The organism is Alkalinema sp. FACHB-956, assembly GCF_014697025.1.
Taxonomy (GTDB): Bacteria; Cyanobacteriota; Cyanobacteriia; order Leptolyngbyales; family Leptolyngbyaceae; genus Alkalinema.
On the sequence record NZ_JACJRC010000029.1, the window covers coordinates 42,649 to 61,592 of the forward strand.

The 18,944-nt window shown below is 51.1% G+C and carries 18 protein-coding genes, 1 other RNA gene and 1 pseudogene; 9 read left to right on the top strand and 11 right to left on the bottom strand.

Features of this window, described 5'->3' with window-relative positions:
- Positions 1-161: 161 nt before the first annotated feature.
- The 10 genes and pseudogenes from H6G21_RS21390 to H6G21_RS21435 all read right to left on the bottom strand — a co-directional run bounded on the left by H6G21_RS21390 (position 162) and on the right by H6G21_RS21435 (position 8,977).
- On the bottom strand, positions 162-806 hold the full coding sequence (locus H6G21_RS21390) for a GvpL/GvpF family gas vesicle protein (RefSeq protein WP_190575757.1): 645 nt from the start codon (positions 804-806) through the stop codon (positions 162-164).
- 2 nt (positions 807-808) lie between these two features.
- Positions 809-1,030 carry a gas vesicle protein GvpG gene (locus H6G21_RS21395; RefSeq protein WP_190575759.1) on the bottom strand — a complete coding sequence of 74 codons (222 nt, stop codon included), beginning with the start codon at positions 1,028-1,030 and terminating at the stop codon, positions 809-811.
- Positions 1,031-1,142: 112 nt separating this feature from the next.
- Positions 1,143-1,877 carry a GvpL/GvpF family gas vesicle protein gene (locus tag H6G21_RS21400; protein ID WP_190575762.1) on the bottom strand — a complete coding sequence of 245 codons (735 nt, stop codon included), beginning with the start codon at positions 1,875-1,877 and terminating at the stop codon, positions 1,143-1,145.
- 88 nt (positions 1,878-1,965) lie between these two features.
- Complete coding sequence (gene gvpJ / locus H6G21_RS21405; RefSeq protein ID WP_347278054.1) at positions 1,966-2,397, bottom strand: gas vesicle protein GvpJ; 432 nt, start codon at positions 2,395-2,397, stop codon at positions 1,966-1,968.
- 85 nt (positions 2,398-2,482) lie between these two features.
- On the bottom strand, positions 2,483-2,845 hold the full coding sequence (locus H6G21_RS21410; protein ID WP_199307368.1) for a gas vesicle protein: 363 nt from the start codon (positions 2,843-2,845) through the stop codon (positions 2,483-2,485).
- Between the two features lie 816 nt (positions 2,846-3,661).
- Positions 3,662-4,501 (bottom strand): annotated as a pseudogene (gvpN, locus tag H6G21_RS26370) (gas vesicle protein GvpN); the annotation flags it as partial.
- Positions 4,502-4,671: 170 nt separating this feature from the next.
- Positions 4,672-6,195, bottom strand: coding sequence for a hypothetical protein (locus H6G21_RS21420; protein ID WP_190575771.1), 1,524 nt, complete (start codon positions 6,193-6,195; stop codon positions 4,672-4,674).
- A 70-nt stretch (positions 6,196-6,265) separates the two neighbouring features.
- A complete protein-coding gene (gvpA, locus tag H6G21_RS21425) occupies positions 6,266-6,484 on the bottom strand; it encodes a gas vesicle structural protein GvpA (RefSeq protein WP_190575773.1) in 219 nt (72 codons plus the stop codon).
- A gap of 271 nt (positions 6,485-6,755) precedes the next feature.
- On the bottom strand, positions 6,756-7,022 hold the full coding sequence (locus H6G21_RS21430) for a hypothetical protein (protein WP_190575775.1): 267 nt from the start codon (positions 7,020-7,022) through the stop codon (positions 6,756-6,758).
- 89 nt (positions 7,023-7,111) lie between these two features.
- Positions 7,112-8,977: an AAA family ATPase gene (locus tag H6G21_RS21435; RefSeq protein WP_190575777.1), complete on the bottom strand. Its 1,866-nt coding sequence runs from the start codon at positions 8,975-8,977 to the stop codon at positions 7,112-7,114.
- A 433-nt stretch (positions 8,978-9,410) separates the two neighbouring features.
- Here H6G21_RS21435 and H6G21_RS21440 point away from each other — a divergent pair, with 433 nt between their 5' ends.
- The 9 genes from H6G21_RS21440 to folP all read left to right on the top strand — a co-directional run bounded on the left by H6G21_RS21440 (position 9,411) and on the right by folP (position 17,893).
- Positions 9,411-9,749, top strand: coding sequence for a hypothetical protein (locus tag H6G21_RS21440; RefSeq protein WP_190575779.1), 339 nt, complete (start codon positions 9,411-9,413; stop codon positions 9,747-9,749).
- Positions 9,750-9,864: 115 nt separating this feature from the next.
- A complete protein-coding gene (locus tag H6G21_RS21445; protein ID WP_190575781.1) occupies positions 9,865-11,331 on the top strand; it encodes a leucyl aminopeptidase in 1,467 nt (488 codons plus the stop codon).
- A 167-nt stretch (positions 11,332-11,498) separates the two neighbouring features.
- Complete coding sequence (locus tag H6G21_RS21450; RefSeq protein WP_190575783.1) at positions 11,499-12,173, top strand: hypothetical protein; 675 nt, start codon at positions 11,499-11,501, stop codon at positions 12,171-12,173.
- A gap of 136 nt (positions 12,174-12,309) precedes the next feature.
- Positions 12,310-12,704: RNase P RNA component class A (gene rnpB, locus H6G21_RS21455), an RNA gene on the top strand.
- A gap of 897 nt (positions 12,705-13,601) precedes the next feature.
- Positions 13,602-14,219 (top strand): hypothetical protein, encoded by a 618-nt coding sequence (locus H6G21_RS21460; RefSeq protein ID WP_190575784.1) that lies wholly within the window; start codon positions 13,602-13,604, stop codon positions 14,217-14,219.
- Positions 14,220-14,353: 134 nt separating this feature from the next.
- The gene (gene rnc, locus H6G21_RS21465; RefSeq protein ID WP_190575800.1) at positions 14,354-15,094 is read left to right on the top strand and encodes a ribonuclease III; all 741 of its coding nucleotides are present in this window, start codon (positions 14,354-14,356) and stop codon (positions 15,092-15,094) included.
- An 81-nt stretch (positions 15,095-15,175) separates the two neighbouring features.
- On the top strand, positions 15,176-16,228 hold the full coding sequence (locus H6G21_RS21470; protein ID WP_190575786.1) for a Gfo/Idh/MocA family oxidoreductase: 1,053 nt from the start codon (positions 15,176-15,178) through the stop codon (positions 16,226-16,228).
- Between the two features lie 6 nt (positions 16,229-16,234).
- Positions 16,235-16,954, top strand: a complete 720-nt coding sequence (locus H6G21_RS21475) for a RibD family protein (RefSeq protein ID WP_190575788.1) — start codon at positions 16,235-16,237, stop codon at positions 16,952-16,954.
- 72 nt (positions 16,955-17,026) lie between these two features.
- Entirely contained in the window at positions 17,027-17,893 is an 867-nt protein-coding gene (gene folP / locus H6G21_RS21480; RefSeq protein WP_190575802.1) for a dihydropteroate synthase, read from the top strand.
- A gap of 107 nt (positions 17,894-18,000) precedes the next feature.
- Here folP and H6G21_RS21485 read toward each other — a convergent pair whose 3' ends face one another.
- Complete coding sequence (locus H6G21_RS21485; protein ID WP_190575790.1) at positions 18,001-18,516, bottom strand: hypothetical protein; 516 nt, start codon at positions 18,514-18,516, stop codon at positions 18,001-18,003.
- Positions 18,517-18,944: the final 428 nt, after the last annotated feature.

Sequence of the window (18,944 nt, forward strand, 5' to 3'; positions counted from 1 at the left end):
AAAGCTATTCTACTGTGTCCTCAGTGGTTCAGGGTACCAGCCATTGGGTTCATCCCGGAGATCAGGTCTAATTCAATAGCCAGTTCCAACTAAATCACCAGTTCCAACTAAATCACCAGTCCCAACTAAATCACCAGTCCCAACTAAATCACCAGTCCCAACTAAACAAAATGATAGGGCGGTAACTCTTCGCTAACTTGCACTTGCCAAAATGGACAATGGGCCTGCCAATCCGAAACGGTTTGTGGAAGATTATTGGCCCGATCGAGCAACAAATGCACCTGATGACCACTGCCTGCAACGAACTTCGCACCGATCGTCGCCATCATGCCCAACATCATTTCAAAGGAGGTTCTTTGTTTTTGTTGCCATTCATATTGGCGCTCTGCAAGCTGTTTTTTCGCCTGAAAATAAGCGCGACCTTTGAGTTGTGGGTTGAGGTCTTCTTCCGGACAATCCACGGGCGAGAGCTTTAAGAGATATTCTGCTTTGCCATCTAGATCGGTCAGTTTGTTGAAATAGTGAGAAGCGCTCTCCTGCAAATGCTGAAGTAAATCCTGTTCCGACGCAAATTCAGTCCCAAATCGCAGGGGCAGGATTGTCGTCTGGGCAAACAGAACTCGTAATACACAATCATGAATCATCACGGCCTGAAGCAAGGCGCGATCGTCCGTTTCACAGGATTGAAGACTAAAACCTGGTTCGACAATGGCCGAAATTCCATTATGCTCGACGATCGTTAACTCACCGACCATTCCTGTGGGTAGACAAATATTGGTATCGTCGGTGAAGGCATAGGTATACATAGTTATTCAGCCTCCTCCATGGCCTGAATGGCTAGCAACAGTTCCTCTTCTTGGATTTCAAAGGTTTCTTCGTCCAGTTCTCCCATATCAAAGGCCATTTGCAGGGCTAACAGACGTTTGTGTAGGTTTTCCTTTTGATCCAGTTCCACCATCACCCGATCGTGAACCTGTTCTGCAATCCAAGTCAACCCCGTAATCGGTGCAAACAAAATTTGATGCAACATAACCCAACTCTCCCACGATCGTTGTCATCCCCGTCACTGTGACCACGTAGCACCTTTAATTCAGCTCAACGACTTTAATTCAGCTCAGTAACTTGAATTCAACCCAGCGACTTTAATTCAGCTGTGCAAAGTTATAGGGAGCGGTGAAGTTGTTGTAGCGAATTTTCAAGCGATCGGGGAATTGCTGATCGATCGCCTCCACTTGTTGACTGAAGGCGACTTCCGTCTCCCAAGGAATCAAGAAGGCGGCATTGTAAACCATTGCTTCCGTCAGATTGTCATTCTCCACTACCTCGATCGCGAGGGCACTTAACCCATTCCTAAAGGCGGTAATAATTGCGTTGCGCCGTGCATCCATCGCCTGCTCGATCGCTTGGCCAATTCGCACCACTTCATCCATGCTCAGATTGCGGCCAGACATGCGATCGCGTTCGGCCCTCAGCGTTGCATTCTCTGCCATGAGACGCTGTAATTCTGCCTCCGCATCCCAAAATACCTTTACTCCCACTTCGCGGTATCCTTCCAGTCGCGCTAATAGGGCTTTCATTTCCGCACTACGGGGTGCAATCAACTGCTCATTGACCGTTTGCCAATCCTGAATCGTCAAGCCAAATCGCAAGGGTAAAACGGTGCGATAGCCCTCACCCATGGCTTTTTCCAACACTTTTTCATGGCCTAACAAGTTGCGCCGACTGGCGAGATAGCGGGCTTGCTTGGCCTCGGAATATAGGAAGACAAAATCTTCAATGACTTGGGTCTGAACCGGCTGTTGATCTAAGCCTTCTAGCGCTAACCCAGTGGGGCCGGGGCTGGGGAAGATGCCGTACAAATATAAACCATGGGACATGGGAAAAATACCTTAGAGACTTGGGGGAAGAAACTGAGAAGTCAAAAATGGAAGCAGCAGCGGAATGTAATAGCTAATCAATTTGGGATTAGATGGGTTTGGAGGTTAACACCAATTGCAATTTGGCATGAATCAAATCCAACTGGGCCAATCCCAAATCCACACTGCCTTGCACCACAATGCCCTTATTTAACAGGCGATCGAGTAATTCCAAAAGGGTGGGCTTTTCCGTCGGCTGACCGGGATAATAGCCCCCTGCTTTTGGTAATAGAGTACCCACCTCGCCCAGATCCAGATTCAAATCCGCCGGATCAATGTCAAAAATTTTGCAAATTTCTAAAACTTGCTGTTCTAAAGTTTGTAAGCTGTCCGCTGCCCGATCGAGTTGTTCATCGGTCAGTTCTCCGCTGTCCATCCGGCGGATCACCTGTGCTTCCATCAGTTGGCGAATCAGTTCAACCACCGTCAATAACAAAGGAGCCAAACCCGCATCTCGTTTACCCGTGGGTTCGGGAACGATCGAGCCTAAATCGGGGGCGTCGGGGCTTACAGGGGAAACTTCAAGGGACACGGCAATAGGAGGGGGGCAAGAGGGGGCAGTTCAATTAGCCGATCGGCTGCTGCGGCAGAGCTTTGAGGGCTTGCAGTTCGGCTTCCAGTTGTTCCACTCGGTTGAGTAACTTCTGGTTTTGTTCGACGAGGGTTTGGGTTTGGCTACTGAAATGAGGATTGTTTTCCCACCAGTTCACCCCAATTTCCCGTGCCTTATCGACGGAGGAAATTAACAACCGAATCCGAATATTCAGTAATTCCGTATGGGCAACGGAAACGGAAATATCTCCAGCAATCACAATTCCCTTATCCAGTACCCGTTCTAGCACATCCGCTAGCGTGGAACCTTGGGTGGACGTGGTGATGGATTTCGTAGCATCCGATCGCAAATTGGATTGCAATCCAGTCGGGGGCATTGCCGACGAATAACTCATGGCAAGCTCCTAGGGAATTGCAAAAAATGAACGATCGCGATGGGCTAGGCGTTTTTCTTGGGCTAACTTGCGCAGGGCATCTACGGTTTGACTGCGTTGTAGACCCAGTTCGCCTTCAATTTCGGAGAGCCGTGCCCCAGTTGTGCAAAGGGTCAGGTATTGGTAAATCTGCTCCTCGATCGATAACTGCACAGGCGGTTCGGGGGCAGCTTCAGTCTCGGCTTCCGAGGCATCGGGCAGCATGGCTAACACGTCGGTTAACTCGCTAGCGATTTCATCGGCTTCAGGCATTGCGTCGAGTTCGTCAGCAGTCTGGACTTCAGCCACGACTTCGACTTCCAAGGCATTCCCTCGGAAATCTTGGGTTTCCGGTTCCGACTCCAACACCATCACAAGCGGGTCGGGAGCGATTTCCACCCCAGTTTCCGTCGTTTCAGGCAACGTTGCAGACATCAGATCAGACATGAGATCGGCCATGGGGAGTTCACCCAGTCCAAAGTCATCGCTGACCAGTTCGTTACTGACCAGTTCGTTACTGACCAGTTCATTGCTTACAGATTCATCGCTGACCAGTTCATCCCCCAAGGATTCACTAGCTGCACTGACTACTGTTGTTTGAGGAATTGAAATTGTGGAAATTTGAGTGTTGTCAACGGGTTCTGGGGAGGGCGTGGGCGCGATCGGCTGCGCGGGTTGGGGGACTGACACCGTTTGCACGGGCACCAGTTCCTTCAGAATGGATTGGCTTTCTGGAATAGGTGACGCGCCCTGCATTAAATGCCATAGCAGCGTGGTTGCTTCTTCCATCTCTAAGGGCGATCGGGACAGCAGGATGTCCTGGCAAACGTCGCGGAAATCGGGATTATGCAGCGAAATCTCGATGTCATGATCCCGGCAGATGGTGCTGATCATCAAGCAGGACCGTAGCCCGGAGGAATTGGAGGTCTTGGTTTCCGCCCGGAAGGCTTTGACCAAACGCACAATTAAGGCTGCACTCACCCGATCGATCTCGACCTTTTGCACCAGAATTTCCTGCTGGGTGAGTTCATCCGGCTCCGGCATCGTGATGGTAATGAGGCGATCCATCAACGCATCCTGGGTGGAGTGAACACCGCAGTATTCTTCCGGGTTGGAGGTAAAGATGGCACGGAACTGAGGGTTGACCCGCACGTATTCCACCCGATTGCTTTCCGGCGGCAGTACCAGAATTTTTTCCTCCAGCACCGACAGCAGAACGTTATTCACCTCGGGGCGCGATCGGTTGAACTCGTCATAGATGAGCGTAAAACCTTCACGACAAGCCAAGGTAAGCCGAGAATCTACCCAGGTTTGCCGCAGTTGGTCTTCCACCTTCACCACGCTGTGAATGTAGTTATCCACCACTTTTTTGCGGGTGTAGCCCGATTGGGTCCCGATCAAATCCGACGTTTTGGCATCATCATCGCCAAACATCAGCATCATCGGACGTTCCAGCAAATCCGCTAGATGTAACGCCAGGGTGGTTTTTCCGGTTCCGGCGGGGCCCCGCAGGTGAATCGAGAATCCCGATAGTAAGTACCGCAGCGCCCGTGCCGTCACACGTTCGATCGCAGGAGTCGTGACAAATCGTCGGGGGCTGGTACGAAGTACAGTGGTCACAGGCACTTCCTCAAATAAATTGCTATCAACTAATGTCTAGACAGGGCAGGGGATGGAGACCCTTGGGCCACGCTAGGGGCAACTAGCGTTACCGAAGGTGGATTGAGCGATGGGTGATTGAGTGATGGGCCGCTAATCACCGATGGCGGATCAACTAGCGAGCCCGATCCCTAACGAGCCATATAAAGGCGATCGCGCTGGATCACATGGCCTTCCCGAATCAACCGAGTCAGCGTACTGACCGCATCGGCACGGCTCATCTCTAGAGTGGACTCCAGATCCGATAAACGAACACCTTCACTCTGTTGGATCAGATGCAACATCTGCATTTCCATCGAAGTTGCTGGCGATGCCTGGGTTTTGGCGGTCGATCGGGATTGGGGTTCCGCAGTCTGGGCCGACGACGGTTCGAGTACTGCTGCCTCAGAAGATGCAGTCTGTACCACTTTTGCTGTCAGGGTTTGATCCACGGATTGCAGAAGTTCCTTGACACTTTCCGCATTGACCGGCGTATCCGATCGCGCCATCATCAATAAATCCGTCAGCACTTGCTCGATCGGCAGCGCTTCCTGAGGCCCTTGGGCTAGGGGCATAGCCGGAACGGGAGTCGCTGGGGTGGAAGTGGCAGACTTTTCCGACTTTTGGGGCGATCGCTGCTTGCCGCTGGCAGGTGCTTGACTAGTCGGGACTTTACTGGGCTTGCTAGCGACTGCCGGACGGGTTTGGCTCGGGGCTTGTGTTTTAACAGGCTGTGTTTTAACAGGCTGCGTTTTAATAGACTGCGTTTTAACAGGCTGCGCTTGCATGGATGGCGTTTTCGCGGACTGAAGCACGATCGCCGGGGTGGGATCGATCTCAATCATCGCCGCTACAGCCTCTTCCTGTCGCAGGGTTTCCGGTTGGCTTGTCCCATCTCCCCAAACCGATCGTTTCAAGTCCTGCACCGATCGCGCGAGGGATTGGCGGAAGTCGGCCAAATCTTGAAACAGTTCAGCCATTTCCGCTTGACGGTCTTCGCGGGCAGTTTGTAGCTGGGCAGCGAGGTCGATCGACCTTACTTGTCGTTGCTCAGCGTAGTCCGATAGCAGTTGGGCAACGTCCGATTGCAAGCGATCGACGGAGGCCAACAAATCCTGCCGCAACGCCTGTCCCATCGCTTGCCGATTCAAAGCATAGTCCTGTAAGGTGGCTTCCACTTCTGCTTTGAGCAAGTCCAGATCCGCCCGGAGAGTTTGGCGTAATTCCTGGTTACTCGATTGCAAGGCTGCACGACAGTTCTGGAGGTTGGTTTGCAGTTCGGCTGCCATCTGCTGTCGGGCAACGGCCGCTTGGTTGAGGAAATCTGCGGTTTGGGCTTGCAGTTGGGTGACAAATAAGCTGCGATCGATCGCGGATTGTTGAGCCTCGGCTTGGCGACGATCGCACAGGGTTGCTAGCATCTCTTGCACATCGTCTTGACGCTGTTGTTGATCTGCCTGTAACCCCGCCTGAAAACACTGAAACTCAAGGCGACGCAATTGGTCATCTTGAGCCAGGTTTGATCGAATATCTGCTAATTCCTGTTGAATTTTAGACGCCATTTTCGCGTGGGATTGGCGGTTAGTGTCACGGGTTGTAGCCACCCGTTGTTGCCGTGCCCTGAGCCCTTGCTGACGCCGTTGCCGTTCCTGTTGCCAAATATCTTTGAGAGCCATGACTAAATGCGTTGAAGGGAATCCTTTGCAGGGACATCCAAACTGGACATCCCTGCACAGTTATCAAACGTTATGCAGCGGGTACTGCAGCTTGGGAAGTCAGGCCCACCGCTTCGGCATACTTCAGGTAGGTTTCTACGGAGGCAATGACGACACGAGCTTCGATGGAGAGTAGCTCAATCCCTACAAGAGAAACCCGTACCCATGCATCAACCACAATCCCTTTGTCCAGGATGCGATCGACCACTTCAGCCAAGCTAGAAGAAGAGTTCACTTTTTCAACAGCCATTGTTTAGATCCTCGAAAATTCAGTGTTGGTCGGTTGGTTGGAGTTTTTCTGAGTGGCTGGGTATCCACCCAATCTTTAGCTGTTCTTAAGGTAGACAAACTGTCTAGGAATCTAGCTGCTATATCTACGGAAGTTCATTCTTCTTCTAGATATGCTCTTAATTGAAAGATCCGTACATCTACTAATCTCGTGCTAGAGATTTTTCTTGTTGAGTTGACAAAAACCTGAGGCAATTAATTGTGAAGAAAGCGGGGAAATTTTCACCGAATTACTAACCTTGTTGAACTCGCCGTTCAAATTCTTCACGAGTTTGTTCAACTAAGGTATTGGCCGCGATCGCGATTTCCGGATGAGCCTCTTGGAGCCAAGCCAAAAGTCGGGCGAGTTGGGCATTGCGTAATTCCAAATCCGCTTGAAAAACCGTTGCGATCGCCATTTGCTTGGCGTAATCCGCCGGATGCCCTTGGGCAATAAAGGCAGCCGTTAAGGCCGTTAATGCTTGCTGACGAACGGGGTCATTTTGGGTATGGGTAAACATGGGATTGAGCCTAATGCATTGATGAAAAAAGGTCGTACTTTGATCGAAAATACGATCGAACAATTTGATCGTTGCAATTGATGAGTTACTTACGATTCCACCGTTTTTTGGTTGGCTAGCACCTGATAGGCTGTCTCAAAGTCCTCTGGCGTAATCCGAAGGGCACTGGGGTCGGTCTGACCTTGAGCACGATAGCGACGGATGGATTGCAGAGCGGCTTGATTACTGAGTAGCGCTAAATCAGCCCCATTCCAGCCTTCAGTTTGCACCGCAAGATTGACTAAATCGACCGCTTCTAAGGGTCGATCGGCGTTGTGGACTTGAAGAATGGCCAAGCGACTTGCTTGATCTGGTAAATCAACCTTGATTTGCAGATCCAATCGTCCAGCCCGCAGTAAAGCTGCATCCAAGGCATCGGGCCGGTTGGTTGCACCGATGAGTAACACCGTTCCCGCATCTTGTAAGCCATCTAGCTCGGTTAACAACTGCCCCACCACCCGATCGCTGACACCAGAATCCCCGTTAAATTTGCCACGGGCCGGAGCCAGGGTATCGATTTCGTCAATAAATACGACACAGGGGGATGCTTGCCGTGCTTTGGTAAACAAATCGCGCACTTCCTGCTCGGCAGCTCCCACCCAACGGCTGAGCAATTCTGGGCCATTGACCGCAATAAAATTTGCCCGTGCTTGGGACGCGACTGCTTTGGCTAGCAACGTTTTACCCGTACCCGGTGGCCCCCACAGCAGCAGCCCGCGCGGAGCCTTGGCCCCCGTTTGTTGATAGAGCTCTGGGTAAAGCAAAGCCCCTTCCACCGATTCCTGAAGGGTTTTCTTGATTTCCTCCAGACCGCCAATTTGCTCCCAGGAGACGTTGGGCGATTCCACTTCCACCGATCGCAGAACCGAGGGCTTAATCTCTTTTAACGCTTCCAGAAAGTCTGTTTGCTCTAGGGTCAACGTATCGGGTACGGCGGCTTGTAGGGAGGGCACTTGGCGACGCAGGGCAAGATAGGCAGCTTTTTGGCAGACGGCTTTTAAATCAGCCCCCACCATTCCGACGCAGAGATCGGCGATCGCGTCCAAATCCACCGATTCAGCTAAGGGCATCGATCGGGTTTGAATGGCCAAAATTTCCAAGCGTCCGGCTCGATCGGGCACTCGGTACTGAATTTCCCGATCGAAGCGACCGGGACGCCGTAGGGCCGGATCGAGATGATCGGGGCGATTGGTCGCCGCGAGGACAATCACCCCCGTCGTTTTGGCAAACCCATCCATCAGAGTGAGTAGCTGCGCCACGACCCGTTTTTCCACCTCCCCTTCCACCTTGCTGCGATCGGGGGCAAGGCTATCAATTTCATCAATGAACACAATACAGGGAGCCGCTTTCGCTGCTTTTTCAAAGACCGTTCGTAGGCGCGTTTCCGCCTCGCCGTAGAACTTGCCCATCACCTCCGGCCCTGCGATCGCAATGTAATTCACCCCCAATGCCTCCGCCAGCAGGCGAGCGGTCAAGGTTTTACCTGTGCCCGGTGGCCCCACCAGCAACACCCCCTTGGGTGGCTCCAGACCCAGTTTTGCCAGCAATTCTGGCCGTTTGAGCGGGAGTTCAACCAATTCCCGCAGTTCCCGCAGGGTTTCACCCAGTCCACCGACATCCTGGAGCGAGGGGGCGGGTTGGGGCGAACTTGTTGGGGTCGAATCGGCAGGGGGCGCAGCGGGATTGCTGGGAGGATGCGTGATGATCACCACGTCTGGGTCGGAACTTGGAGTCGGTGCATCAGTTTGCAAGCGACTGACGCCAATCCCCGCATTGGATGCAGTGCGTCGGGGAATACTACTGAGACGGCGGGAGGAAATTTGCACATCGGTTTTAATTTCGCCGCTGTCGATTTTGTCTTCGAGTGCCTTTGCCAGTTCTAGCAATTGCTCAAAGCCCTTGAATAAATCGCTCATGCCGACCCCTCGACCCTGCTAGTAGGACTATTAATTTGGATATTCCGTTTTAGAATGCCCCTTGCCGCCACAGAAATCGATCGTGGCGTCACCCAAGGTTTTTGGCAGGCTTCAGTCGTTGCGCAATCCCACAAGCCAATCCAAAACCGTTGGCGATCGCTAGTTAGTAACGGTCAGCAATCGCAGTCAGCAATCGCAATTTCAGCCCCATACAATTGAAGAAGGATCGATTTACACGGGATCAATCAAAAAATGTTGCGCGATCGTACAAGTGATCAATTGAGTGATGCATCGTTTATTTAGCGATCCAGCATTGTAAGAGCCGATGTTTTAACCAGAGTCGATGTTTTAAGAAGTAGCGGTTTAAGAATTAACGTTTTAAGAATTCGCCCCTATCCTGGAATCCTGGGCAGTGCAATGGAGGTGCAATTGTATGAGGCATACGAAAGCTTTAGCCCTCGTAAGAGCCATTCACACCGTGATTTACCTCATCATGGTAACTGCGATCGGGGTTCTGCTGTACGCTGGCATCACAGGCTACACCGGAGTCTGGCTCTGGATGGCACTCGCGCTGCTCACGATCGAAACTTTGGTTTTCTTTGGCAACGGCATGAAATGCCCCTTAACTGCCCTTGCTGTGCACTATGGAGCCCAGAAAGGCTACGCCTTCGACACCTTCCTGCCTGAGAGCATCACCCGTCATACCTTCTGGTTTTTTGGCTTTCTCACCGTTGTCGGAGTCGTCCTACTCTGCCTGCGGCTGATTCAGTAGCCAAATCGTTCACTAGGAACTGTTGATAAGCCCCGATCGCCCTGTAGCCCCTACCTCTCCCCAGCCCTCTACAATGGAAAAACATGATTAGAACCCATATAAGAAGGGAATGCGCATGAAGGTACAAGGTTCAGCGATCGAGTTAACCGACTTTTCCGGTGACGGACTCGCGATCGGCCTCTTTGACAATCAACTCGAACTCAGCGGAGATATCGCCAATTTAGATGGAGCCCTCTCCGGTCTGATTAAAGAAGTCATTGCCGACGCAGAGTTCAAAGGCAAACTGGGCAGTACTGTCACGACTCGTGTAGCAGGCGGTCGATTCAAAAAGCTGATTCTGGTGGGCCTAGGCAAGGCTGATCAGCTCAAACTCGACCATATCCGCCGCGCTGCCGCCACGATCGCCAAAACCGCTCGCCGCGAAAAATGCAAAACCCTTGGGATTTCCTTGCCGACGGGGAACCTGGAGGCCAGCAATTTGGCCCAAGCCATCACGGAAGGTGTAGAACTGGCTCTATATAAAGATCTACGCTTTAAGTCTGAAAAAGATGAGAATGGAAAAATCGATACGATCGCACTCATCGGCTTAGTAGGACAAGAAGCCGCGATCGAAACAGCCCAAAAAATCTGTTCTGGCATCTTCCTGACCCGTGAACTTGTAGCCGCCCCTGCCAACTACGTTACCCCCATCACCATGGCCGAAATGGCTCAGGATTTGGCCAAGACCTATGGAATGGAATTGACCATCCTGGAGCAAGAAGATTGCGAAAAATTAGGGATGGGAGCCTTCCTCGGTGTGGCCCAAGCCTCGGATATTCCCCCAAAATTTATTCACCTAGTCTACAAACCTACCGGAACGCCCCGCAAAAAAGTCGCGATCGTGGGTAAAGGTTTAACCTTCGATTCCGGTGGCTTGAACCTGAAGGTGGGAGCCGCCTCGATCGAAATGATGAAAACCGATATGGGGGGAGCCGGAGCCACTTTTGGCGCTGCCAAGGCGATCGGCGAACTCAAACCCGATGTGGAAGTGCACTTTATCAGCGCTGTTACGGAAAACATGGTCAGCGGCAAAGCCATCCACCCCGGTGATATTCTGACCGCTTCCAATGGGAAAACGATCGAAATCAATAATACGGATGCGGAAGGCCGTCTCACCCTAGCCGATGCCCTGGTCTATACCGAAAAACTCGGTGTGGAGGCGATCGTGGATCTCGCGACCCTGACCGGAGCCTGTGTTATCGCGCTGGGGAACGACATTGCGGGGCTGTGGAGTCCCAATGACGATCTCGCCAATGGCCTGCTGGCAGCATCCGAAACAGCAGGGGAAAAGCTATGGCGGATGCCCATGGAGGAATCCTACTTTGACAGCATGAAATCCCCCTTGGCAGATATGAAAAACACGGGAGCTCGGGCTGGGGGAGCCATCAGTGCCGCTGTTTTCCTGAAGCAATTTGTCAAAGACACCCCCTGGGCGCACTTGGATGTAGCGGGGCCTGTCTGGGCTGATAAGGAAAACGGCTACAACGGCGTGGGTGCAACAGGCTACGGTGTACGGTTGCTCGTCAATTGGGTGATGTCCTAATCCATCTGGATTGAGTCCATTGGCTCAGCAGGGGATCCGATCGGATCCCCTATTTTTATGCGACTTTTTAGGCGGCCTAGTGCGGTTTGACCCAACCTCAGCAAAATACCAGTTCAATCTAGAAAACCAATGGTATAAGGGGAATGTTGATTCCTTGATGTGTCTACATGACCAGCACAGATCTTCTACTACTCACCATCTACTTTCTGTGTGTCACCTATGTGCTCTACCAGATCATCAATTCATTTAATGATGAGTTCACAATCAAGCTAGAAAAGGGTGAGCTAGAAGAATGGCTTGAAAAGATGAAGCTCAAGGACTGGGTGGAGATTAGCTTCAATTTCAATGGCCGCTACGAATTTGATAAGTTGAAGGATCTCGCCATTTCAATTAAAAACAAATCTAACGACTATCCTATCTATGTTGATTGGGACTATAGCTCAATCACTGACCTAGATGGCAAAGCCCGTCGTGTCACACGACTCCCGCCGGGAACCACCCTCGATTTGTTCCAAGACCAAGCCTTTAGTGCGATCGCCCCTGGTACCACCCTGAAGGAAAAAATCGTCGCTGAAGATATGCTGAAGCGCAAAGGGGACAACGGCGAGATGGAAATTGCCAAAACCCTAATTGACTTGAGTAAGCCCGGAAAACCCGGCGCAGCCCTCACCCGTTACCTGGAATTTATTGCCCTGCAACGGACGCTCCAATTTTCCCTTGATCTCGTCTTTCGGTTTGTGGATAACGACACCCCTGTGACCGGCTATCGCACCCGTGTGCCCATGAAGTTCACCATGTCTAAATTGCATTGGACAGCGGGCTTACCCTGGAATCCCAAGTAATGCATACAAGTCAAGCACACAGGTAAAGTGCCCAGTCACGAGACCCATGATTTGCCCTGGACACAGCAACCTCTGGGATGCAAGTCCCCATGCACAAGTCTCCATAACACAAGCCCCTGTACACTAGTAATAGAGAAGAGCCAGCGAGGCAGTTGCGGAGGGGAATCCCTCTGAGGAAAGTCCGGGCTCCCGAAAGACCAGACCTGCTGGGTAACGCCCAGTGCGAGCGATCGTGAGGATAGTGCCACAGAAACATACCGCCCCTAGGATCTTAAATTTTTAGGATCCGAAAGGTAAGGGTGCAAAGGTGCGGTAAGAGCGCACCAGCAGCATCGTGAGGTGCTGGCTCGGTAAACCCCGGTGGGGAGCAAGGCCGATGGAACCAAGGTTGGTCTTTTCCCGGTTCCGTGCCGTAGGGGCAACTCTACGGAGTGCCGCTTGAGGCCGTTGGTAACAACTGTCCCAGATAGATAACTGCCCGCGTCAGCTTGCTGATGTAGAACAGAACCCGGCTTATGTCTGACTCTTCTCTTCTTGAGTTTTAGTGATTTGGGTTTGATGACTGACAGATTGACGACCTTCGATTGACGACCCATGCTCATCCCTTTGGGAGCAGATATAAATCTGAGTCATTCAAGTAACGCATTACCCGACGGGACTTTCAAGTAAAAATTTTTAGAGCAACGATCTTAGAGCAACTATCTAGGGGGATACTTCCTAGTATTTTCCGCGTTGTATACCCAGAGCTATATATCCAGAGCTATATATCCAGGGTCGTATATCCAGAGCTATATATCCAGGGTTATATGTAGATTTGTATAAATCTTGAAGGGGACTGTTTTTTGTCAACCGCTGGGTTTATGATTTTTTCAAGTCTTTGGTCAGGCGCAGGAAGATTCTCTTCAATCTACCTTTTCTTCTGTTTACGATCGTCCAGCCTTCTAGGAATCCAGACTATTTAATGTCTGTGTTGTTCCCCGCTTTGTGCGAGGTGCATTCAGATAGTGGATCGCGTCTAGGAAAGTGACTAGAGCAGTTGGAGAACAACTGGTTGCGTTGATTGTTCTGCATGAAAACGCAGCAAGGTTTAGGGCGAAATTGGTGCAGCTCCTTATTACACCCATGGGCAGCAAACTTTGCTCAAGTACAGGGTGAGGTTTGGGGTTTCTTTATAAATGCTGAGGTAATGTATAAATTCAGCAAAGCTCCGTTTGCATTGACCGTCGGGTGCCTAATCTAACCTAGGATGAAGGTGCTGGAGCCTTGCTCCCTAATTCTTATACGGGCTAGGCTTGGGCTGCTAGATTTAGACCGCTAGATTTAGCTAGAGTACTGGGTTTGAACCGCTAGATTTAGGCTACTGAGCAGATTCTTCATTCACCTTCACGTCAGACCTGTTAACGACTTCATTTAATTTAGGGTAGATTTGTGAGTACCCCGTTGTTAACCTTCCAATCTAGTCAAGTGACTCAAGAAAGCAATCCAGGGTTCCTGTTGACCGTTGGAGAGCAGAAGCGGAGTGGCTTGATTTTGTGCAAGGAATTCCATGCAGAATTTGCTGGCCCTGGAGCAGCCGTTGCCTGCGCGAGTGAGCAACCCTACCAGGCAGTCATTGCGATCGGAGCCCCGAGTTTAGTCCCCGTTCAGGATTGGGAATCTCGTCGCAAAGCCTATGGATTGCGGATCCAGTGGGAGCGTTGGTTGCATAAGATTGCTGACCACCCCGATCCCACGAGTCGCGTTGAGCGATTATTTGCTGGACTAGAAGGCTTTTTTGGACGCCAAGTGGTGATGAGCTTACCGACAGAAGTTTTGTCCCTGTTGGTGGGGGTCTTACCCAGTACGGTGGAAACAGTCCGGCGGCGGCAAGGGCATCCTACCCGATTTGATACTACGACGGTGATTTTCCCGTCGGAACAACTTCAAATTACGACCCTCAACCTAGAGACGATCACCACCCAAGGTCACGCGAATCAGATGCCATTGGGCCGCAATCTGACCTTGCAGGAAATCCATCGGGTTTATGAAAAGCTTCAGTCTGCCTGAGAGGATGCATCTGGTTGCTGAGGGGTGTCAGTCTGTCGAAGCGGTTAGTGCTGTCGAAGGGCGTGGTTTTGATAGGATTTCGTGCGATGGTAGAAACAGTACCTTGCCCGATCGTCCATATCAACCGTCCATTCATGAGCCTGCCCTATCCCCGTCGTCAAAAGCAACTCGTCAGCTTAGTTCACCGTTTAGGATTGGATGAGCTGTCTGAGCTGCGGTGGGATTTGCTGGATTTAGCCTTGACCCATGCCAGTGCTTCTCCGACTGCAAACTATGAGCAGTTAGAATTTGTGGGAGATGCGGTGGTTAAATTGGCTGCTGCTACATTTTTGCTCAAAACCTATCCCCAGTTGAAGGTTGGCGACTTTACAGCCATTCGATCGATTTTAGTGAGCGATCGTAATTTAGCCACCATTGCGGATCAATACGATTTCGATCGTTACTTGGTAGTTGGGGGCAGTGCTGCTGCTGACAGTAATGGCCGAGAGTCGCGACTGGCCGACAGTTTTGAGGCCGTGTTGGCCGCCCTCTATCTCAGTTCACAAAATCTTGACTTGATTCACCCTTGGTTGGATCCGTTGTTTCAAGCAAGTGCCGAGAAAATTTTGGCCGATCCTGCGCGCAATAACTATAAAGCAGCGCTACAGACGCTGACCCAGAGTAAGCAAAAGCTTTTGCCCCAATACCGGAGTCGGGAAATTAGTCCAGTTCATGGGGATCCAGAACGCTTTGAAGCGGAGGTTTGGCTGCAAGATCAATGTTTAGGGGTGGGGCGTGGTCGATCGATCAAAGCTGCTGAGCAGGCCGCTGCCCAAATTGCCTTTATCCAACTCAGTGAGCCTCAACCCCTACCTCAACCACTCAGCGAGTCTTGACTACTCAGTCCCCCCCAACTCAGTGAGCCTCAATCTCCCCTGGGGAATGATGAAGAGAGATCTTCCATTGAGTCCTAAACTATGCAGCCAATGAATGTGGCAATTTTCGGCCTAGGTCGCTGGGGCCAGCATCTTTTGCGCAATTTTTTAGCTCACCCCCAAGCCCATGTGCGGGCGATCGTCGATCCATTTCCCGCCAACTTAGACCGGATGGCCCAGCAATTTGGTTTAGAGGCTGCGGTGCAGCAACTGACGGATTGGGAAGCGGCGATCGCGCTACCGGATCTGGATGCAGTGGTTATTGCTACGCCTGCGGAAACCCACTACCCCATGGTGCGGCAGGCATTGCTTCAGGGTTTACATGTTTTGGCAGAGAAGCCCTTGACCTTGGATGCGGCCAGCTCCTTAGAACTGTGTGAATTGGCAGAAAAAGTGCAGCGGCAATTGGTGATTGACCACACCTATCTTTTTCATCCAGCGGTGTTGCGGGGGCAGGCGGCGTTGGAGGCCAAGGCGATCGGAGATTTGCGCTATGGGTATGCCACCCGCACCCATTTGGCTCCGGTGCGTCAGGATGTCGATGCTCTGTGGGATCTGGCGATTCACGATCTAGCGATTCTCAATTATTGGTTAGGGGCAAAACCTGTGAAGGTGAGCGCCCGAGGACAGGGTTGGCTGCAACCCGAGGTGACCCATCCCCACAGGGCTGCAACGGGGTTGGCCGATGTGGTTTGGGCCACGGTGCAGTATCCCAGTGGCTTTCAGGCAACGATTCACCTAGCATGGTTGAACTGTGATAAACAGCGGCGGCTGGCCTGTGTGGGGAGTCAGGGGACGTTAGTGTTTGATGAGTTGGCTGTGGATTCTTTAGTGATTGATCGGGGTGAATTACAGGCGCAAGGTGTGGGGTTTGTGCCTGTAATTCAGCAGCGGGAAGTTTTAGACCCGATCGGGCAGGAACCCTTGGCGCGGGTGTGCGATCATTTCCTAGCCTGTGTGCAGCAGAATCAACCATCAACCATTTCCAGTGGCTGGTTGGGCGCGGATTTAGTTAGGGTGTTGCAAGCGTTGTCCCGATCGATGGAGCAGGACGGTGCTTGGGTGGACATTGCGAGTCTAGCAGGGGAGCGTTGAACGGGAATGAAGACCACGGTTGTGCTGGCCATGACTGCCGATGGCAAAATTGCTGATCGCGATCGCACAGCGGCCCGATTTGGTTCGCCGCAGGATCAACGGCATTTGCAACAACAGGTGGCGGCGGCGGATGCGGTGTTATTTGGGGCGGGGACGTTGCGGGCCTATGGGACAACGATGACGGTACACGATCCCACCTTACAGGAACAGCGCCGATCGCAGGGCAAAGCCGAGCAGCCCATCCAAATGGTCTGTTCCCGTCAGGCGACCTTCGATCTGAGTTGGCGATTTTTTTCGCAACCGATTCCCCGCTGGTTATTGACTACACCCCAGGGGGCGATCGCGTGGCAACATCAACCTGCGTTTGAGCGAGTTTTGGTGGCACCGGAGCGGCAGAATCCAGCAGCGCCGGTGCGATCACAGGATGGACGATCGTGGGATTGGTCTGCGGTTTTCCAACAGTTGTCCCAGGAGGGCCTCGATCGGCTAGCGGTGCTGGGGGGAGGGGATTTGGTAGGGAGTTTGTTTGAGGCGGATTTAGTGGATGAATTATGGTTAACGGTTTGCCCCTTAATTCTGGGAGGGGTGACTGCGCCGAGTCCGGTGGCGGGGAATGGGTTTCTCGCAAATCAAGCCCCTTGGTTGGAGCTATTAACCGTGCAACCTGTGGAGCAGGAGGTTTTTTTGCACTATCGTGTCTTGCGAGGGCGTCTTGCGGACAAATGAAGCGTGAGTTGCTCTTACACTAGAGAAGGTTGAGTGATTGGGTAGGAGCAACCTTTCGTTTTGATGAGTTCTATGCAAGCGACAAGTTCTATGCAGGCTTGGCATCTACGCGATCGCCCGTTTCATTGGGGTGAGCGTACCTATTTGATGGGGGTGTTGAATGTAACGCCGGATAGCTTTAGTGATGGCGGAAAATTCACAACCGTTAATGCCGCGATCACGCAAGCCCGACAGATGCGAGATCATGGGGTGGATATTTTAGACATCGGAGGACAGTCCACTCGTCCCAATGCTGCGGACGTGAGCTTGGCGGAAGAACTCGATCGGGTGTTGCCTGTCGTGCAAGCGCTCCGGGCCGATCGCCAATTTGACAGGATTCCAATCTCGATCGATACCACTAAAGCAGCGGTGGCTAGAGCGGCGATCGCGGCGGGAGCAGATATCATCAATGATATTTCCGGAGCGACGTTTGATGATCAGATGTTATCGACGGTAGCAGTGTTGCAAGTACCGTTAATTCTGATGCATTTACGGGGAACGCCTCAAACGATGCAGCAACTGACGGATTATGAGAATTTGCTTGTAGAGATTATGGAGTTTCTCCAAGGCCGGATTACGGCGGCGATCGCGGCGGGGATTTCCCGTGATTTGATTTGTATTGATCCAGGCATTGGTTTTGCAAAGACTGCTGAGCAAAATATAGAATTGCTGCAACGAATGCAAGGGTTCAAAACGCTCGGGTGTCCGATCTTAATTGGTACCTCCCGCAAAAGCTTTATTGGCAAGATTCTCGATCAGCCTGACCCTGCGAAGCGAGTGTGGGGTACAGCGGCAACTTGCTGCATGGCGATCGCGCAGGGGGGGGATATTTTGCGGGTGCATGATGTAGCGGAAATGTATGATGTAGTGCGGGTGGCGGATGCGTTATGGCGCAATTAGATTCTCGTGGAACTTAGTTCAGAATACTCAGTTCAGAATACTCAGCTCAGAATACTCAGTTCAGAATACTTAGCCTGAAATCCCTGACTCTATCCCAGTTCTTTACTCTATCCCAATCCCTTTCCTTCATCGAACCACAATCTTGCTGACAACGTATCTGCACAATGGCAGAACGCAGCCAATGGCCCCATGATGCGTGTTTCTGGATTGTAGTCCGCTTCTGACTCGCCATGAATATGTTTCAATGCGTTGACTTCCTCAGGGGAAAATTTTATTTGGTACTCTTCTGCCAAAGTTTCAAATAAATATTGATGTTTATCAAAACAATCAGACAGACCTATCGTGTACTTCCAAATTTTCTCAATATCATGGAAATAAAGGACTACAATTGCAGAGCTGAGGGAAAAAGGAAGAGTACGTTGCTCGGAAAGACTGTGATAGATTGATTCCGCTATACGAAAGATCTCAGCAAGATGATCTAGATAGCCTCCCGTCCATGCTTGATGCTTTGACTTTGAACCCCAGGACAGTTCAATTTCCGACTTGTGGGTTGCATGAAACTTCAAAAGAGCTTCACGTCTTGGATCTTCTATCTCTTGTAGAAAATCTAAGGCTCTCTTCATTTTTTTACCTTGAATGTGGATGGTCTGTATCTTGATACATTGCAATGTTGGGCGATCGTAAAAAATACCTTATCTATTAGAAAAGTACCTTCTCTAATGGTAGCAGCTATATAAGGTTACCAAGCACTTGCTATAGATAACCTTTGATTCATCCAAAATTATCGGCAGTCAATGTGAATGGCTGTGTGCATGGCCGTTTCTAAATTGCTTGGATGTCTGTACTTCAAGATGGAAGTTCTTTATTGAATTGACAAAACTTGTATTTTATTTAGATGGGTATTTCAACTCTTTTGGAGAAGACTGCGGTGGACCCAAGTGTTTGGACAAGATCTAATGAAAGTTAAGCTCTAAGTGTAACGTGAGCTCAGCTAGCTCATAGATCAAAAGAGATCGATCTAACCAATGCTTCAGTTAATCAAACTCATTGT

Excerpts from the sequence above, each read along its gene's own strand:
- H6G21_RS21445 (WP_190575781.1), top strand. The coding sequence starts at position 9,865 with ATGAAGGTACAAGGTTCAGCGATCGAGTTAACCGACTTTTCCGGTGAC.
- H6G21_RS21410 (WP_199307368.1), bottom strand. The coding sequence starts at position 2,845 with ATGCCCCCGACTGGATTGCAATCCAATTTGCGATCGGATGCTACGAAA.
- H6G21_RS21450 (WP_190575783.1), top strand. The coding sequence starts at position 11,499 with ATGACCAGCACAGATCTTCTACTACTCACCATCTACTTTCTGTGTGTC.
- folP (WP_190575802.1), top strand. The coding sequence starts at position 17,027 with ATGCAAGCGACAAGTTCTATGCAGGCTTGGCATCTACGCGATCGCCCG.
- H6G21_RS21440 (WP_190575779.1), top strand. The coding sequence starts at position 9,411 with ATGAGGCATACGAAAGCTTTAGCCCTCGTAAGAGCCATTCACACCGTG.
- H6G21_RS21390 (WP_190575757.1), bottom strand. The coding sequence starts at position 806 with ATGTATACCTATGCCTTCACCGACGATACCAATATTTGTCTACCCACA.
- H6G21_RS21485 (WP_190575790.1), bottom strand. The coding sequence starts at position 18,516 with ATGAAGAGAGCCTTAGATTTTCTACAAGAGATAGAAGATCCAAGACGT.
- H6G21_RS21435 (WP_190575777.1), bottom strand. The coding sequence starts at position 8,977 with ATGAGCGATTTATTCAAGGGCTTTGAGCAATTGCTAGAACTGGCAAAG.
- H6G21_RS21420 (WP_190575771.1), bottom strand. The coding sequence starts at position 6,195 with ATGGCTCTCAAAGATATTTGGCAACAGGAACGGCAACGGCGTCAGCAA.
- H6G21_RS21475 (WP_190575788.1), top strand. The coding sequence starts at position 16,235 with ATGAAGACCACGGTTGTGCTGGCCATGACTGCCGATGGCAAAATTGCT.
- rnc (WP_190575800.1), top strand. The coding sequence starts at position 14,354 with ATGAGCCTGCCCTATCCCCGTCGTCAAAAGCAACTCGTCAGCTTAGTT.
- gvpA (WP_190575773.1), bottom strand. The coding sequence starts at position 6,484 with ATGGCTGTTGAAAAAGTGAACTCTTCTTCTAGCTTGGCTGAAGTGGTC.
- H6G21_RS21395 (WP_190575759.1), bottom strand. The coding sequence starts at position 1,030 with ATGTTGCATCAAATTTTGTTTGCACCGATTACGGGGTTGACTTGGATT.
- H6G21_RS21470 (WP_190575786.1), top strand. The coding sequence starts at position 15,176 with ATGCAGCCAATGAATGTGGCAATTTTCGGCCTAGGTCGCTGGGGCCAG.
- H6G21_RS21400 (WP_190575762.1), bottom strand. The coding sequence starts at position 1,877 with ATGTCCCATGGTTTATATTTGTACGGCATCTTCCCCAGCCCCGGCCCC.
- H6G21_RS21430 (WP_190575775.1), bottom strand. The coding sequence starts at position 7,022 with ATGTTTACCCATACCCAAAATGACCCCGTTCGTCAGCAAGCATTAACG.